Source organism: Pseudomonas sp. TE24901 (genome assembly GCF_054058375.1).
In genome coordinates, this window is sequence record NZ_JBSSAF010000005.1 from 153,288 (window position 1) to 170,665 (window position 17,378).

Annotated in this window: 16 protein-coding genes; 11 read left to right on the forward strand and 5 right to left on the reverse strand. The window is 59.2% G+C overall.

Translation table 11 applies throughout. The features are described 5' to 3' along the window. The first annotated feature begins 36 nt into the window (after positions 1-36). The 3 genes from ACVWVP_RS11840 (at position 37) to ahpF (ending at position 3,359) form a co-directional block, all read left to right on the forward strand. A complete protein-coding gene (locus ACVWVP_RS11840; protein WP_457406005.1) occupies positions 37-969 on the forward strand; it encodes a site-specific integrase in 933 nt (310 codons plus the stop codon). Positions 970-1,102: 133 nt separating this feature from the next. After that, positions 1,103-1,666 carry an alkyl hydroperoxide reductase subunit C gene (ahpC, locus tag ACVWVP_RS11845; RefSeq protein ID WP_010210361.1) on the forward strand — a complete coding sequence of 188 codons (564 nt, stop codon included), beginning with the start codon at positions 1,103-1,105 and terminating at the stop codon, positions 1,664-1,666. A 127-nt stretch (positions 1,667-1,793) separates the two neighbouring features. After that, positions 1,794-3,359, forward strand: a complete 1,566-nt coding sequence (ahpF, locus tag ACVWVP_RS11850) for an alkyl hydroperoxide reductase subunit F (RefSeq protein ID WP_457406007.1) — start codon at positions 1,794-1,796, stop codon at positions 3,357-3,359. A gap of 115 nt (positions 3,360-3,474) precedes the next feature. On the opposite strand, the gene gloA is transcribed toward ahpF, so the two are convergent. Continuing rightward, positions 3,475-3,996 (reverse strand): lactoylglutathione lyase, encoded by a 522-nt coding sequence (gene gloA / locus ACVWVP_RS11855; RefSeq protein ID WP_012724171.1) that lies wholly within the window; start codon positions 3,994-3,996, stop codon positions 3,475-3,477. 198 nt (positions 3,997-4,194) lie between these two features. On the opposite strand from gloA, the gene ACVWVP_RS11860 reads away from it, so the two are divergent. Next, on the forward strand, positions 4,195-4,731 hold the full coding sequence (locus tag ACVWVP_RS11860; protein ID WP_178920817.1) for a DUF4946 domain-containing protein: 537 nt from the start codon (positions 4,195-4,197) through the stop codon (positions 4,729-4,731). Positions 4,732-4,857: 126 nt separating this feature from the next. Here the strand turns inward: ACVWVP_RS11860 and ACVWVP_RS11865 are convergent, their stop codons facing one another. From ACVWVP_RS11865 to ACVWVP_RS11875, 3 genes are all read right to left on the reverse strand, one after another. Next, positions 4,858-5,220, reverse strand: a complete 363-nt coding sequence (locus ACVWVP_RS11865; RefSeq protein WP_178920776.1) for a histone-like nucleoid-structuring protein, MvaT/MvaU family — start codon at positions 5,218-5,220, stop codon at positions 4,858-4,860. A gap of 199 nt (positions 5,221-5,419) precedes the next feature. Further along, a complete protein-coding gene (locus ACVWVP_RS11870; RefSeq protein ID WP_457406010.1) occupies positions 5,420-6,961 on the reverse strand; it encodes an EAL domain-containing protein in 1,542 nt (513 codons plus the stop codon). A 67-nt stretch (positions 6,962-7,028) separates the two neighbouring features. After that, positions 7,029-7,910 carry a LysR family transcriptional regulator gene (locus tag ACVWVP_RS11875; RefSeq protein ID WP_457406012.1) on the reverse strand — a complete coding sequence of 294 codons (882 nt, stop codon included), beginning with the start codon at positions 7,908-7,910 and terminating at the stop codon, positions 7,029-7,031. A 77-nt stretch (positions 7,911-7,987) separates the two neighbouring features. Between ACVWVP_RS11875 and ACVWVP_RS11880 the strand changes: the two genes are divergently transcribed. The 7 genes from ACVWVP_RS11880 (at position 7,988) to ACVWVP_RS11910 (ending at position 16,424) form a co-directional block, all read left to right on the forward strand. Beyond that, the gene (locus ACVWVP_RS11880; protein WP_457406014.1) at positions 7,988-8,911 is read left to right on the forward strand and encodes a DMT family transporter; all 924 of its coding nucleotides are present in this window, start codon (positions 7,988-7,990) and stop codon (positions 8,909-8,911) included. Between the two features lie 243 nt (positions 8,912-9,154). Next, positions 9,155-10,231, forward strand: a complete 1,077-nt coding sequence (gene hppD / locus ACVWVP_RS11885) for a 4-hydroxyphenylpyruvate dioxygenase (RefSeq protein ID WP_178920785.1) — start codon at positions 9,155-9,157, stop codon at positions 10,229-10,231. Positions 10,232-10,439: 208 nt separating this feature from the next. Then, complete coding sequence (locus tag ACVWVP_RS11890; protein WP_457406016.1) at positions 10,440-11,003, forward strand: fimbrial protein; 564 nt, start codon at positions 10,440-10,442, stop codon at positions 11,001-11,003. 92 nt (positions 11,004-11,095) lie between these two features. Further along, on the forward strand, positions 11,096-11,887 hold the full coding sequence (locus ACVWVP_RS11895; RefSeq protein ID WP_457406018.1) for a fimbrial biogenesis chaperone: 792 nt from the start codon (positions 11,096-11,098) through the stop codon (positions 11,885-11,887). Positions 11,888-12,019: 132 nt separating this feature from the next. Beyond that, positions 12,020-14,575: a fimbria/pilus outer membrane usher protein gene (locus tag ACVWVP_RS11900; RefSeq protein ID WP_256732839.1), complete on the forward strand. Its 2,556-nt coding sequence runs from the start codon at positions 12,020-12,022 to the stop codon at positions 14,573-14,575. A 17-nt stretch (positions 14,576-14,592) separates the two neighbouring features. Next, entirely contained in the window at positions 14,593-15,678 is a 1,086-nt protein-coding gene (locus tag ACVWVP_RS11905) for a fimbrial protein (RefSeq protein WP_259171431.1), read from the forward strand. After that, entirely contained in the window at positions 15,675-16,424 is a 750-nt protein-coding gene (locus tag ACVWVP_RS11910; RefSeq protein WP_457406022.1) for a fimbrial biogenesis chaperone, read from the forward strand. The genes ACVWVP_RS11905 and ACVWVP_RS11910 overlap by 4 nt, the downstream gene beginning before the upstream one ends. Positions 16,425-16,431: 7 nt before the next feature. Here ACVWVP_RS11910 and rarD read toward each other — a convergent pair whose 3' ends face one another. Then, complete coding sequence (gene rarD, locus ACVWVP_RS11915) at positions 16,432-17,313, reverse strand: EamA family transporter RarD (protein ID WP_178920797.1); 882 nt, start codon at positions 17,311-17,313, stop codon at positions 16,432-16,434. Between the last annotated feature and the right edge of the window lie 65 nt (positions 17,314-17,378).

Below are 17,378 nucleotides of genomic sequence, written 5' to 3' on the forward strand. Positions count from 1 at the left end.
CACGCATCGCCCAATGGCAGTACGAATAGGCCCCTCATGAGCGATCTGGATCGTTACCTAAACGCGGCCACCCGCGACAACACCCGCCGCAGCTACCGTGCGGCCATCGAGCATTTTGAAGTGAGCTGGGGCGGTTTCCTGCCGGCCACCAGCGACAGCGTGGCGCGTTATCTGGTCGCCCACGCTGGCGTGCTGGCGGTCAACACGTTGAAATTGCGGCTGTCAGCATTGGCGCAGTGGCACACCAGCCAGGGGTTTCCAGACCCGACCAAGGCGCCAATGGTGCGTAAGGTGCTCAAAGGGATTCGTGCTGTGCACCCTGCGCGGGAAAAGCAGGCTGAGCCTCTGCAGCTCAAGCATCTGGAGCAGGTGGTTGCCTCTTTAGAGGCCGAAGCGAAGGCGGCGAGTGACGCCCAGGACATGCCTGGCTTGCTTCGCGCCAAGCGCGACACAGCACTGATCCTGCTGGGGTTCTGGCGCGGGTTTCGTAGCGATGAGATCTGTCGCCTGGAAATCCAGCACGTTCAAGCTATGCCCGGGGCTGGCATCAGCCTGTACCTGCCGCGCAGCAAGAGTGACCGTGACAACCTCGGCAAGACTTATCAGACGCCGGCGCTGTTGCGGCTTTGCCCGGTGCAGGCCTACAGCGAGTGGCTCAGCACCTCTGCACTGGTGCGCGGCCCGGTATTCCGTGCGATTGATCGCTGGGGCAACCTGGGCGAGGAGGGGTTGCATCCCAACAGCGTGATTCCACTGTTGCGTCAGGCCCTGGAGCGAGCGGGTATTCCTGCGGATCACTACACCAGTCACTCACTGCGTCGCGGCTTCGCCACCTGGGCCCACCGCAGCGGCTGGGACCTGAAGTCGCTGATGAGTTACGTCGGTTGGAACGACATGAAATCCGCCATGCGCTATGTTGAAGCGACGCCCTTTCTCGGCATGACGTTGGCCACCCAACCGCTGATTTGAGATTTCTTCTATTAATACAGTTACCTGATAGGGAAAACCAATTGCCAGCATCAGGTTTGCCAATGAGCCATCGGTCGAGAGAGTGGGTAGGATTCACCTCATCAACTTCTTAACCCCTGACGGAGAGTCAACGATGCCTATCATCAACAGCCAAGTAAAACCGTTCAAAGCGACTGCATACAAAAACGGCAACTTCGTAGATGTGTCCGACGCTGACCTGAAAGGCAAGTGGTCCGTTGTGTTCTTCTACCCAGCCGACTTCACCTTCGTTTGCCCAACCGAGCTGGAAGACCTGGCTGACAACTACGCCGAATTCCAGAAACTGGGCGTCGAAATCTACAGCGTTTCCACCGACACCCACTTCGCCCACGCTGCCTGGCACAACACTTCGCCAGCCATCGGCAAAATCCAGTACACCATGATCGGCGACCCAACCCTGACCATCTCCCGCAACTTCGACGTGCTGATCGAAGAAGCTGGCCTGGCAGACCGCGGTACTTTCGTGATCAACCCAGAAGGTCAGATCAAGATCGTTGAGCTGAACGACGGCGGTGTTGGTCGTGACGCTTCCGAACTGCTGCGCAAAATCAAGGCGGCCCAGTACGTGGCTGCCCACCCAGGCGAAGTATGCCCAGCCAAGTGGAAAGAAGGCGAGGCTACCCTGGCTCCGTCCCTGGACCTGGTCGGCAAGATCTAAGTCTGTGAAGTCTCAAGGGCGGTACGCCGCACCTAAGTAAGCTGCATCCGCCCTCAAAACGCCCGGGCGAGATTCGCTCGGGCGTTTTTTTGTCTGCAATAAACCGAATGAACAGGAAATCGCCCGTATGTTGGACGCCAATCTTAAAGCTCAGTTGAAGTCATACCTGGAACGGGTCACCCAGCCGATCGAGATCGTCGCCTCCCTTGATGACGGTGCGAAATCCCAGGAAATGCTTGCCCTGTTGCAGGATGTTGTCAGCCTCACCACGCTGATCACCCTGAAAACCGATGGCAATGATGCGCGCAAGCCGTCGTTCTCCATCAACCGCCCGGGTGCCGAGATCAGCCTGCGTTTCGCCGGCATCCCCATGGGTCATGAATTCACTTCGTTGGTGCTGGCCCTGCTGCAAGTCGGTGGCCACCCGTCGAAGGCCAGTGTCGAAGTGATTGAACAGATCCGTGCCCTCAAGGGCGAGTTCAACTTCGAGACTTACTTCTCACTGTCGTGCCAGAACTGCCCGGATGTGGTCCAGGCGCTGAACCTGATGGCCGTGCTCAACCCGAACATCCGCCACGTTGCCATCGACGGTGCGCTGTTCCAGGCTGAAGTCGACGAACGCCAAATCATGGCGGTACCGAGCGTGTACCTCAATGGCGTGAACTTCGGCCAGGGCCGCATGGGCCTGGAAGAGATCCTCGCCAAGCTCGACACCAGCGGCATCGAAAAAGCCGCCGAAAAGATCAGCGCCAAAGACGCCTTTGATGTCCTCGTCGTCGGCGGTGGCCCAGCCGGTTCTTCCGCGGCCATCTACGCGGCCCGTAAAGGCATCCGCACCGGCGTCGCCGCTGAGCGCTTTGGCGGTCAGGTGCTGGACACCATGTCCATCGAGAACTTTATCTCGGTACAGGAAACCGAAGGCCCCAAACTGGCCAGCGCCCTGGAAGCCCACGTGCGTCAGTACGACGTGGACATCATGAACCTGCAGCGTGCCAGTGCGCTTGTCCCGGCGAAAAACGCCGGTGACTTGCACGAAATTCGCTTCGAAAGCGGTGCAACCCTCAAGTCCAAGACCGTGATCCTGGCCACCGGCGCCCGCTGGCGTGAAATGGGTGTGCCGGGCGAGCAGGAATACAAGGCCAAGGGCGTGTGCTTCTGCCCGCACTGCGATGGCCCGTTGTTCAAAGGCAAACGCGTCGCGGTGATCGGCGGCGGTAACTCCGGCGTTGAAGCAGCCATCGACCTGGCCGGCATCGTCAGCCACGTCACCTTGCTGGAGTTCGACAGCAAGTTGCGCGCCGACGCTGTGTTGCAGCGCAAGCTGTACAGCCTGCCGAACGTGGACGTGATCACCAGCGCCCTGACCAGTGAAGTCAAAGGTGACGGCCAGAAAGTCACGGGCTTGGCCTACAAGGATCGCGACAGCGGTGAGTTCAAGACCATCGACCTGGAAGGGATCTTTGTGCAGATCGGCCTGTTGCCCAACACCGACTGGCTCAAAGGCACCGTGGAATTGACACCACGCGGCGAGATCATCGTGGATGCACGCGGCGAGACTTCACTGCCTGGCGTGTTCGCTGCCGGTGACGTCACGACGGTGCCGTACAAGCAGATCGTGATTGCAGTAGGCGAGGGCGCGAAGGCTTCCCTCAGTGCGTTCGATCACCTGATCCGCACGTCTGCCCCGGGCTGATTGGGCCACAAACAAAAAGCCCCGTGAGCAATCACGGGGCTTTTTCGTTCCGTAGGAGCCGGCTTGCCGGCGATGGCGATTTCAAAATTGCCATCGCCAGCAAGGGGTATACAGGTTACAGCGGCGCAGGCTGAATGATCTCAACCCAGTACGCATCCGGGTCCTTGATGAACGCCAGGCTTTTCATGCGGCCATCGCTCAGGCGCTTCTGGAAGTCGCAACCCAGGGCTTCGAAACGCTCGCACGCCGCGACGATGTCCGGCACTGAAATGCAGATATGACCGAAACCGCGTGGGTCGGTGTTGCCGTTGTGGTAGGCGAAGTCAGCGTCGTTTTCGGTGCCGTGGTTGTGGGTCAGTTCCAGGATGCCCGGGATCGATTTCATCCATTGGGTGCGCTCGGCGGCATCGGCCGGGATCTGGGATTTGTCCACCAGGGCCAGGAAGTACAGGCTGAATTCGGCTTCCGGGAAATCACGCTTTTCAACCAGGGAGAACCCCAGGACGCGGGTGTAGAAGTCCAGCGACTTGGTGATGTCCTTGACCCGTAGCATGGTGTGGTTGAACACGAAGTTCGCGGTGGCGGTGTCAGGCTGGGCAGTGACGCCCGGGAAAGTGTTCAGTTCGTGCAGGCTCATGGGCCCTCCAGAAAAAAATGGGGCAAACGCGGCTCCGGTGACAGGAGCGTTCCCTTGGCTTGCGGCTGGCATCCGTGCAGCGGGGTCATGATACGCAAGGCCCGCCCAGGGCGCCAAATGAAAAAGGTCACGCGGCGCTTGCGACCAGTCGGTGTCGGGCCTCAAACTTTGAGGCTTGAACCTTGGGTGTTTCTGGCAATGATTGAGTTCCGTAAACCGCTGTTGAGTTCGTTGTGCCTGCTGTTGGGCAGCCCGTTTGCGCTGGCGGCCGACCCGGAAATCCACTGGCCCAGCGGCTGGCAAGTGGAAGAAGTGGTGTCGGATGATCAAGCGCCCGCCACCCCTGCAACCGTGTCGCGCCAACGCGCAATCAAGAACGATGAAAATGGCACTACCTTGATGGTCATGGAGTTGACCGCAACGCCGATCGATGCCGGGCATAAAGTTAATCTTCAAGGCGTGCTGCTGGAAATGCGCAAATCCATCCAGAAGGATTTTGCCAAAGGCGGTTATCAAAGCGTGTGCAGCAAGATGCACCCCTCGACATTGAGTCGTCTTGATGCACTGGAAACCACTTGTGTGATTACCGAGAACGGGCGACATGTGTTGTCGCAAACACTAGTGGGGGCGGTAGATGCCGATAAGGCGTATGTCTTTTCGTACGCGGGCCAGGCGCAGGCCTACGAAGCAAGCAAAGATGAAGTCAGTGCGGTGCGTGCAAGCCTGAAACTATAAGCAGGGCGTCCCTCGATTGTGAAAGAGATGAACTGTTAGTTAAGTTCGATTTCGAACCTTGGCGCTCCTCGCCAGACTTAAACAAAAAGCCCCGCATGTGCGGGGCTCTTTGTTAGTGCATGTTGATCAGCCGCGAAGCCAGGAATCTACAGTGGCGGCGCCGTACTGTTCTTTCCAGGCCTTCAGGCCGCGGTGGTTGCCGCCTTTGGTTTCGATCAGCTCACCGGTGTGCGGGTTCTGGTAGACCTTGACCACACGTGCGCGGCGCTGTTTAGGCGCGGCGACAGCAGCGGAGGCCTTGCCCGGGTTAGGGTCAAGGATGGAAATGATGTCGCGCAGGCCTTTGCCGTAGGTCTTCATCAGCGCTTGAAGCTTTTCTTCGAATTCGATTTCTTTCTTCAGGCCGGCGTCGTTCTTCAGGGATTCCAGCTGGGCAAGCTGCTCTTGAAGGGCTTTTTCTGCTGCGCGAAATTCGGCGAGTCTGGACAAAATCTGTACTCCAATAGTGTATTTGGCTGATATCAACTGCAGACAACGCTATAAGCCAAGAGCTTTAAGGTGACTCAAAGAAAGAAACCTTTCTGCGAGTTGTGCACAGGCACGAAAAATTGTAGTAGTTAATTCATCACGAGTAAATCATGACTTTTGTCGAAATAACACGCTTTCATCAAGGGTGGTAGATGGCTATTCAATGGCTGCTCAGTGATTTAATGAACTCCTCACATGGAAGAGGCCGTCCGAACAGATAACCCTGCAGGAAATCCACACCTTGTGCCGCCAGATATTCGCATTGCTCGGTTGTTTCCACGCCTTCGGCGACGATCCCCAGGTCGAGTTTGCCGGACAGTTCAATGATGCTGTCCAGAATATGCCGCGAGAGCGCATCCGCGCCGATCATCGCGACAAAGCTTTGGTCGATCTTCAAGTAGTCCACATTGAAGTTACGCAAGTAACCCAGGCTCGAGTGTCCAGTACCGAAGTCATCGATGGCGATCATCACGCCCAGTTCATGCAGAGCGTCGAATAGCTGGCGTGTGATGTTGGTAGGTTCGATCAACTCGCGTTCGGTCAACTCCAGCACCAGCGTGACCTGGCCTGGTGTAAAGGCCGCAAGAAACTCGCGGCAGTCGTCTACCAGCGCGAGGTCCTGACAGTGCCGCGCGGTGATGTTCACACCCACGTGAAAACCCGGCGAGAAACGCTCGGCATGGGGGGCCAACTGAGCAGCGGTCTGACGCAGGAGCGACCGGGTCATGGGCACGATCAGGCCGGAATGCTCAGCCAACGGAATAAACAGGTCGGGGCGCACCAGGCCTTCCTTCGGGTGCTGCCAGCGCATCAACACTTCGCAACCGGCCCATTGGCGGGTGTCGCCACGTACCACAGGCTGGAAGTAGGGAATGAACTCGTTGGCCCCCAAAGCCCGCTGCAACTCGTGGGTCGGTGCCGATGAACGCTTTTGCAACCAGTGCGCAAGCACGCCGGCCAATACACCAAAGAACATCAGCAGGCTGAACAGCGCGGGGTAGCGGGCTTCCATGTAGCGCCACACTTCACCGGCGGGCATGCCGGCGTCGACGCTGTAGTGATAACGCGAAGACACCAAGTGATGATGGGCCACGGGAAACTGCGGCACTGCGTTGTCATGCACCTTGCCCTCGGCGTCCAGCCAGTTGGGGCCCACTTGCAGGATAAGGTGCGCGTAACGGCTGATCAGGCGCAGGGCGTTGGTCAGGTGGTAACCGTCGATAGAGGCAAACGCGGCTTTATCGCCATCTACCAGCCGGTACACGAGTAGCGCTGTATCGGGCGTGACCGGGTTGCCATTCATCAACCACAGCGTGCCATCAACGTAATCGTCCGGGTTGACCGCCGACTCGTAGTTGCCGCCAAACAGCGATGTGCAATGGATGTTTCTCTTCCAGGACAGGGTCGTGGCTCGCACAAAGGGGCGGCGGGTCACCTGTTCACGCAGCGCCAGTTGCGCACCGCTGTCACACGGCTGGCCGGCCAGTGGCAATAAGGCCTGGGCGGCGAGATAGGTATTGTCCAGCATCAGGTCGAATTGCCGAACGGCTTCCTGTGCGGTCTGGGCCGTGCTCAATTGCAAGGTACGCTCGGCTTGCCAGTACAGGATGACCACACCCAAGGCGATGGGTAACAGGCCGCTGAGGGTGGTGATCAGGTAGCGCGTGGCGCGTTTTCGCGGGCCTGTGACGGTGAGGGGCATGGACAATGCGGCCTGTGGCTGGAATAGGACGATGATAGATGGCCCGGGCTGATTAAGCTCGCCTGAGTTAACCCAACGACGAATAGTCCAGGCTTTGCGCTACCCGAATAAAGGCCAGCGCTGCCGGGGAGGATTGCCGTCGGTCCAGCACCGCCAACCCGATACTGCGTGGAACAGCCGGTATCAGGGGGCGTTGCACGTAACGCGGGTCCGGGGTGAGCGGCAGCGACGCTTGCGCCACCACCGTCACCGCCTCTCCACGGCTGACCACATCCAGCGTGCTGAGCAACTGCGCGCAGCGGTAGCGCACATTCGGCGTGAGGCGGGCAGTGTTGAACAAGCGCGACACCAACTCCGAGGAACCGGCCTCGGTCAGAATGAACGGATCGGCGCACAAGTCCTTCAAGGCCAGGGCAGGGCGCTTGGCCAAGGTGTGGTTGGCCGGTAGCAGGGCGACCATTTCGTCCGTGAACAAGGGGAACGTGTCGTAGCGTTCCTGCTCCAGCACCACAAAACCAATGTCGATCCGCCGCTCATCCAGCCACTGTACAACCTGCCGGTCGGGGCCTTCATCGATGTGCACCTCGATGCCCGGATACGCCTGATGAAACCGCGTGAGGATGCGTGGCAACAAACGAATGGAAGACGTTGGGCCGAACGAGCCGATGCGCAGCGTGCCGCGCTTGAGGCCCCGGGCATCGGCGGCTTCCTGCTGCAACGTGTCCGCGAGGCCAAGCATGGCCCGCGCGCGCAGCAGCAACTGCGTGCCGATATCCGTGAGTTGGACCTGGGATTGGTGACGCCGGAACAGGTCCACACCCAGCTCCTGCTCCAGCCCCTTGATGGCATGGGACACCGCCGACTGGCTGATACCCAGGCGTTGGGCCGCACTGGTGAAGCCTTGCAGCTCAGCCACGAGGGAAAAGATTTCAAGCTGGGTCAGGGTCATGAGCAAACACTCATTTTACGATGAGCTGAGATTACCAGAACAATGCGCCAATCCCTTCCTCATCGAGCACTGTGTTCATGCGTGATTCTTCCGACCACGTTACCTATCTAAAGCTGGCCGCCGTCACCATGGTATGGGGCGGCACCTTTGTGGCGGGACGCTTCCTGGCGGGTACGATTGACCCGCTGCTGGCCTCCAGCCTGCGTTTTCTCATGGCCAGCGTGGCACTGCTGCTGTTCATGGCCTGCGCACGCGTTCCTCTCGTGTGCCCCAGCGCCGGGCAACTTCTGCGCTTGGCGCTGCTTGGGTTCTTCGGCATCTTTTTCTACAACCTGTGTTTTTTCTATGGACTGCAGTTCATCAACGCCTCCCGGGCATCGCTGATCGTCGCGTTGAACCCGGCGGTGATTGGCCTGGCCTCCTGGCTTGTGTTCAAGGAGCGGATGGGGGCGAATAAGGTTGCAGGTATCGCCCTGTGCCTGGGTGGGGCCGCAACGGTCATTGTCAGCCGAAACCCACAGTTGCTGCAGGGCACAGCCCTGGCCTGGCGCGGGGATCTGCTGATTTTCGGTTGTGTGGCGGGGTGGGGCGTCTACTCGTTGTGTTCCCGGGAGCTCAACAAGGCTTTAGGCCCGTTGCAAACCGTCACCTGGTCGGTGTTGCTGGGAACCCTGATGCTGACGCTCGCCAGCCTGATCATGGGCCGGTTCACGTTTGCAGCGTTCCATGCGATCCATGCGCCTCAACTGCTGAGCCTGCTTTATTTGGGTGTGTTGGGGTCCGCCGTGGCCTATATCGGCTACTACGACGGCATCCGACGTATCGGCGCAACGCGTTCCGGTGTGTTTATTGCGCTCAATCCACTGACGGCCGTCATCTGCGGGGCGCTGTTGCTGGGTGAGCAATTGACCCTGGCCATGTCAGTGGGGGGAGGGGTGATCCTGCTGGGTATCTTCCTGTGCAACAAACCCCTTGCACGGGCCAGGGCAATGGGGATTTGATAAGAGTACGGACAAACACTGTTACGCTGTGTAGAATCGATTTACGCATACAAGAATATGGACTTGCGCTCACGCAAGCCTAAGCCGTCAGAGACTGATGACACCATGAAGCGACTCGGCTCCCCCCTCATCTTTGGTGACTTCCTCGCCCGCAGCGTGCGAGGCCTTTCCTGTGCGCCACCCTGCAACCTCATCCTTGCTCGCAAATAACACTGTTTATTACAAGAATGATGAGGTGCCACCATGGCAGACCAATACGAAAACCCAATGGGCCTGATGGGCTTTGAATTCATCGAGTTCGCCTCGCCGACCCCGGGCACCCTGGAGCCGATCTTCGAGATCATGGGCTTCACCAAAGTCGCGACCCACCGCTCCAAGAACGTGCACCTGTACCGCCAGGGCGAGATCAACCTGATCCTCAACAACGAACCCGACAGCCTCGCCTCCTACTTCGCGGCGGAACACGGCCCGTCGGTGTGCGGCATGGCGTTCCGCGTCAAGGACTCGCAAAAGGCCTACAACCGCGCGCTTGAACTGGGTGCCCAGCCCATTCATATCGAAACCGGCCCGATGGAACTCAACCTGCCGGCGATCAAAGGCATTGGCGGTGCGCCGCTGTACCTGATCGACCGTTTTGGCGAAGGCAGCTCGATCTACGACATCGACTTCGTTTACCTCGAAGGCGTGGAGCGCAATCCGGTCGGCGCAGGCCTTAAAGTCATCGACCACCTGACCCACAACGTCTATCGCGGGCGCATGGTCTACTGGGCCAACTTCTACGAGAAGCTGTTCAACTTCCGTGAAGCGCGCTACTTCGACATCAAAGGCGAATACACCGGCCTGACCTCCAAGGCCATGAGCGCCCCGGACGGCATGATCCGCATCCCGCTGAACGAAGAGTCGTCCAAGGGCGCCGGCCAGATCGAAGAGTTCCTGATGCAGTTCAACGGTGAGGGTATCCAGCACGTGGCATTCCTCACCGAAGACCTGGTCAAGACCTGGGACGCACTGAAGAAGATTGGTATGCGCTTCATGACCGCGCCACCGGACACCTACTACGAAATGCTCGAGGGCCGCCTGCCGAACCACGGCGAGCCGGTTGACCAACTGCAAGCCCGCGGCATCTTGCTGGACGGTTCGTCCATCGAAGGTGACAAACGCCTGCTGCTGCAGATCTTCTCGGAAACCCTGATGGGCCCGGTGTTCTTCGAGTTCATCCAGCGTAAAGGCGACGATGGCTTCGGCGAGGGCAACTTCAAGGCGTTGTTCGAGTCCATCGAGCGTGACCAGGTACGTCGTGGCGTGTTGACCACCGATTAAGTCGGTTTTCGTTTCAAATCAGCCCGGTCGAGCCCCGCTCGACCGGGCTTTTTTATGCCTGCTCTGAACGTCAGAAACCTCTTAAAACATTTGTCGCCTTCGACGCTGGAACGCCCTTGTGACGGCCGGCCACCCAGTACTACGACGCAAATAACAGTGTCCTGCGTTGTTTCAGATTACTCCGTCACCTATTAGGGAAAGCATTAGCATGAAAAAATACACGCTGGCTGCAACACTATTGGCCGTTTCCGGTTTCTGCGCGGGTTCGGTGTTCGCAGCCGATGGCACCATCTCGATCACCGGCGCGATCACCGGGACCACGTGCACCATCAGTGGCGGTACAGGCGCGGCGCCAGGGTCGGGGGCTAACTTTCCGGTAGTCCTTCCAACTGTCCAGTCCTCCGCCCTCGCCGGGAATGGCGCCACCGGCGGCAGCAAGGCCTACGCTATCTACGTCGGCGGCAATGCCACTTGCCCGGATGGCACTAAGGTCGCGGTCTTGTATGAGGCCACCAGCCCAGCGATCAACCCGGCCACCGGCAACCTGAAAAACATGGCCAGCGCTACACCGGCGTCGAATGTTGAAGTTCAAATCGTCGACGCGGCGATCAATAAACCGATCGACTTGCGCGCCAGCCAGAACTCCACACCGGCCACCGTCACTGGCGGCATTGCGACCCTGCCGTTCCATGCACGCTACATCGCCACAGGTGGCGCTGCCGGCAAAGGCCTGGTCAGCACCAACGTGCAGTACAGCGTGACGTTCCCCTGATCCTTCCGAGTTGATATCACAGCCATTCGTTGTTTGAAGCCTGTGCCCCGTCATGTCTGGGCGCAGGCAGCTATCGGATCAAGGAACGCGTCATGCTTCATCCATCAAGCACGTTGAAACGCTACATGATGCTTGCAGCCGTTTACGTGGCTGCTATGTCCGTGTCACCGCTGGTCGTGGCCGGCGTGATCATTGAGGGGACGCGCCAGATCTACCCGCAACAGCGCCGTGAAATCACCGTTCGGTTGACCAACGACGATAAGAAAAAACCTCGCCTGGTACAGGCGTGGCTGGATGATGGTTCGCCAGACCAGCGACCTGAGTCCAGCGACGTGCCTTTCACCCTATCGCCTCCGGTTTTTCGCTTGGACTCAGGCAAAAGCCAGGCCATGCGTTTGTCCTACACCCAGCAACCGCTTGCGCAGGATCGGGAGTCGTTGTTCTGGCTGAATGTGCTGGAGGTCCCGCCGAAGACCGATGAGTTCGATGTCGCCCGCGAGGACAGTGACCTCAACCAGTTGTATTTCGCATTTCGTATTCGCACAAAGGTTTTTTTCCGCCCGGCAGGATTGGCTGGCAAGCCCGAAGAAGCCCCCAGTCAGTTGCGTTGGGCTGTTGTACAGAGTGCTCGAGGGCCGACGTTGACGGTACACAACCCATCTGCCTATCACGTCACGTTTAACGACGTTGCGCTGGTGATGGGCACCGACAAGGGCGCCCGCAGCGTTGAAGCCGAACCCGGCATGGTCGCGCCTGGCGCGTCGCTGACATTGCCCGTGCGCCAGGCGGTGGCGGTGGTGCCTGCCGATGCCCAGGTGGCGTTTACCTACATCAACGATTTCGGTGCTTTTTCGCCCCTGCAGCAGGCTGCTTTGCGGCGTTGACCCCTCCCATCCGAGCTTACTGAAGTCATGACCATGCCAAATCACGTCCAGCTTTGGGTGCGTGTCAACGCCCCCGTTTTGCCCGCAAGGTTTCGAAAAACGATAGTGGGTGGGTTGCTCAGCGCTGCGCTGATGCCGCCCGATATCGCCTGTGCATCGCCCTTGAGCTTTGACCTCAATGCGTTTTCTTCCAGCCTGGCCAATACCGTCGACACGTCACGTTTCAGTACCAGCAATGCCATGGTGCCAGGCACTTATCGCCTGGATATCCTGGTCAATGGTCAACCGATAGGGCGGCGCAGCGTCAATTTTGTAGCTGGCAATGACAGTGCAGGTGCAGAGCCGTGCTTCAGTCGCGAGATGCTGGAGCAACTCGGTATCGCGATGGACAAAGTCGACGCCGATTCCGGTTACAGAGACGCTGCGCAGCCGTACTGTGGAGATTTGGGCCGTTGGATTCCAATGGCCTCCAGCAGCGTTGACGGCGGCACGCTGGAGTGGTCGGCGAGCGTCCCGCAGGTCTACATGAACCAGGCCACGCGAGGTTATGTCGACCCCGCGTTCTGGGATGACGGGATCACCGCCGGGTTGCTTAACTACAACTTCAGCACCTCCAGCATCGTGTCGGGCGAAGGGCAGGACCGGACCTACCTGGGACTCAACGCGGGGCTCAACCTCGGCGCGTGGCGCCTGCGACATCAAGGGGCCCAGGCCTGGGACAATGGCAACGGCTTGCAGCCGTACCAGAATACGTCCACCTACGTGCAACGCAGCATTGCGCCATTGAAGTCCCAATTGACCGTGGGTGACACGTTCAGCAATGGGCAGATTCTGGATGGCGTTCGGGTGCGAGGCGTCACCCTGGCGACTGACGATCGCATGCTGCCGCAGTCCCAACAAGGTTATGCCCCACAGGTGCGGGGTGTGGCAGACAGCAATGCAACGGTGACGGTGAGCCAGAACGGTTACACCGTGTACGAAACGACGGTGGCGCCGGGTCCCTTTGTGATCAGCGACTTGTATGCCACCGGCCAGGGCGGTGACCTGACGGTCGCCGTGACCGAAGTTGACGGGCGTCGCAAGACGTTTGTCGTACCGTATTCGGTGGCACCCCAGCTGTTGCGGGCTGATGGCACCCATTACAGCGCCACCCTGGGACGGGTACAGCAAAGGGGTATTGCCGATGACAAGGCAATGGTCTTCCAGGGAACACTGCAACACGGCCTTACGGACAGCCTGACAGCCTACGGCGGCGGCACCGTTTCCGAAGGCTACACGCAAGCCAAGCTGGGCCTCGCATTCAGCACCCCGGTCGGGGCATTTTCCCTGGATGGCAGCAACTCAAGCACGAATGTGCCCGGCGGCGATTTGCTCTCGGGGCACAGTTACGGTGTGGGCTACAACAAAAGCGTGCCATTCACCGGCACCCACTTCGCGCTCGGCGCATACCGATTCTCCTCGCAAGACTACTTGAGCCTGCCCGACGCGCTGAACGTTCGTGACCTGGGGCGGCGGGGCGAAGACATCAATCAATATGCCCGGCAGAAAAACCGCGTGGACTTGAGTATCAGCCAGAAATTGGGAGACGGTTCGCTGACCCTCTACGGCAGTTCAGTCGAATACTGGAGGCAACAGCAAGGGCGTCAGACGTCGTTTACAGTCAGTTATGGCTCATCCTGGAATACCCTCAATTGGAACGTCTCTGCGCAACGCTCGCGCATTCAGGACACGCGCCAGCTCAGCGCCAATGAACTCAGTGACGAAGTGTTTTTCGGCAGGAATGGGCAGCAGGGAAGGGTGGACACGCGCTACATGCTGACGCTATCCATGCCTATAGGCGGTTCAGCCAATGCTCCGACCATTTACACCTCGCTTGCGCGGGATGCGGGTGACACGCGGGGCAGCCAGCAGCAGGTCGGTATCAGCGGTTTGGCAGGGGAACATTCCCAACTCAATTACGGGCTCTCGGCCAGCCGCTCGACCAGCGATGACACGCGTAGCCATCAGGTCAATACCTACGCCGGCTACCGCACCGACGCCACGCAATTGCGTGCCGGTTACGGCCAGAGCCGGGACAGTTCACAGGTTTCGTTCGGCGCCGACGGCGGGATAGTGGCTCACGCGGGCGGTGTCACGTTCTCTCAAAGCCTGGGCGAGTCGTCTGCATTGGTCCATGTCCCGGACGCAGAGGGTGCTGCACTAGGCGATGGCAGCGGTACGCGAGTCAACCGCAGCGGCTATGCCGTCGTGCCGTCACTCAGGGCCTTTCAAAACAACACCGTCAGCATTGACCCGGAAGGGATGTCGATGGACGTCGAACTGCAGGAGTCGACGCGCACCGTGGCGCCGACGCTGGGTGCGGTGTCACTGCTGACGTTCGAGACGGTCAGCGGGCGTGCGGTAGTCATCAAAGGCACGCAGGAAAACGGCCAGCCGTTGCCTTTCGCGGCGCAGGTGTTTGATCAGCAAGGGCGTGAAGTCGGCGTCGTCGGGCAGGCGGGCAAGGCATTTGTCCGGTCGATCCCGGACCGCGGCAGCCTGACCGTCAAATGGGGCGACAAGGCTGCAGATCGCTGCGAGATCAGCTATGACATGCCGCCGCAGACCGCAGCCGAGCCCCAGAGCATGAGTGAATACATCCAAGGGCTATGTGTAAAAAATCCGGCACGACAGGTAGCAACTCAATGATGAGAGGGCAAACGTTGATGAATCGCGCGCAGGAGTACCTGGCAATGATGAGTAAGGCGCTCATACACGGCTTAGTACGCGTTGGCGTCCTGTTAAGCCTGTGGGTTTCGGCAGCGCAAGCGAATACGGTGGCTGGATACTGCCATCCACAAGCAGCCCTGACCATTACAGTTCCGCCTATCACGGCACCTGCCAATCCGCAGGTTGGCCAGGTGCTAGGTTCGCAAGACGGTTACGGTTTTGGGAATGGGTCAGTCGTGATGCAATGTATCTATCAAGATTGGCCGTTCTCCTGGCCAGTTTCAGGCGTGTTGAGAATCGTCAACGCCAACCCCACGGGCAGGACGTTCAATGCTGGAGGCCTTACATTGCCGGTCTACAGCACTGACGTCGCTGGCGTGGGGGTTGCCATGATGGCCCGTGACCCGAACCGGCCGTGGATGTCAATCAGTCATACCGGGGCAACGCTATGGGACGGAAAATTCAACAGGCCACAGTATTGGGGATTGGATGGGCGTATTTACTTGGTGGTAACCGGCCCGATGTCTCCCGGCAACATCACCGCACGTACGCTGGCGCAATACGTGGTGACAAACATGACGGTTACAGCGCCGGGCTTTCATTCGGTCAACCTTGCCAGTGTCGTTATCAACCCGCCGCTCAAACCGACGTGCGTTGTCACGACGCCGGCAATCAGCTTACCAATAGGCCAGGTGGCAAGCCGTGATTTCAGAGGGGTGGGTAGCCACGCCGGCAACGCGACCTCCAGTCTCAGGCTGTCGTGCTCCGGCGGTTCAGGGGGGATGCGAGACATCTATGTGACCGTAAGGGACCAGACATCACCGGCAAATCGCGGCAACCAGTTGTCACTGACCCCTACGTCCAGTGCACGCGGCGTGGCGATTCAATTGTTGAGCGGCAATAGATTGATCAGCTACGGCCCGGACTCTTCGGCAGTGGGCAACCCAAATCAATGGTTTGTGGGCAGCTCCGGTAATGGCACGGTGCAGATTCCGTTGACGGCCCGATACGTCCAGACGGCGCCGTCAATTGCTCCGGGCAATGCCAAAGGCCTTGCGACGTTTACGATGAGCTACCGATGACTGCCAGCGCGCGCAAGGCGCTCATGGTGTGGGCGTGGCTACTGATGGTGTTGCAGCCTTCAATGAGTTACGGCGAAGTGACGGTGGACCGTACCCGCGTCATTTATCCCGCTGCCGCGCGCGAAGTGACGGTCAACCTGACCAACACGGCGCAGGCGCCGCGATTGGTGAAAGTGTGGATAGACGAGGGCGACGCCGAGGCGTCACCCGAGGCCAGCGACGTTCCATTCACGCTTAACCCGCCCGTGTTTCGCATGGAGGCGGGAAGTGGGCGGGCGTTACGGGTTGTCTACCATCCTTCACCTCGGGCATTGAGGCGCGAGGAACAGGTTTACTGGTTGAACGTGCTGGGGATAAGGCCAGAGGTTTCATCCACGGAGCAGGTGAACACCCTGCAATTTGCTTTGCGCACCCGCATCAAACTCTTCCTTCGCCCAACCACCCTTACAGGAAAAGCCAGTGAGGCCGTGGGCTCGTTGCAGTGGCAACTGAACGCACGGGAGAGGGTGCTCGCAGTCAACAACCCGACGGATTACCACATAACGTTAGCGAGCATCCTGTTAACGAGCGGGGGGAAGGATTTTCATAGCGAGGACCCGCCGATGATCGCCCCTCGGAGCGCGGCCGAGGTGGCCGTGCCCGGGCTGCCGGGCGGCGTGGGCAGGGCACCTTTGCTAAGGTTCACGACGCTGGATGATAACGGCGCCACTCAACACCACGAGGCGCCCTTATCGATAGCCGAATAACCTTTCCTCAGGCTTTGCGCTGGCGCACCAGGTGCTTGAACCCTTCGTACACCAGCACCATCACCGCCAGCCAGATCGGAATGTAGGTGAGCCACTCGCCGCCTTTGATCCCTTCACCCAGGATCAACGCGACACCCAGCAACAGCACGGGCTCAACGTAGCTCAACAGGCCAAAAAGGCTGAATGCCAGCAGCCGGCTGGCAATGATATAGCTCACCAGGGCCGAAGCACTGATCAGCCCTAACATGGGAATCAACGCGTACAGTTTCGGGTGGGCATCCATCACCGCAAAGCCCTGATCGCCACTCTGCACGAACCACCAAGCCACCGGCAGCATCAGCGCCATGTCCAGCCAGAGCCCGCCCAAGTGGTCGGTCTTGAGGTGTTTGCGCACGATGAAGTAAACCGGGTAGCCGATGATCACCACCAGCGTCGCCCAGGAAAAACCACCGGCCTGGTACAGCTCATTGAGTACGCCGAGGGCCGCAAGCACCACGGCGATCTGCTGCAGGTACGAAAGCCTTTCGCCCCACACCAGGCGGCCCGTGAGCACCATGGTCAACGGCAACAGGAAGTATCCCACCGACACATCGAGGCTACGCCCGTTCAGGGGCGCCCACATGAACAGCCACAACTGCACGCCCAGCAAAGCCGAAGACACCAGCACGCCACCTATCAACACAGGTCGCTGGGCCAGCATCCGCAGCAACTCCCACACTCGCCGCCATTCGCCGCTGACGATCATGAACACCGTCATGCACGGCACGGTCAGCAGCATGCGCCAGCCGAAGATTTCCAGGCCACTCAAGGGCGTGAGCAATGATGTGAAGTAATACATCACGGCAAACAACACCGAGGCCAAGACCGATAACACAACACCTTTAGACACACTGTCCTCGCGAAAAACGATTGATTCAGAAGAACGTGGATTATGGTGCTTTTGGCGGGACAGCG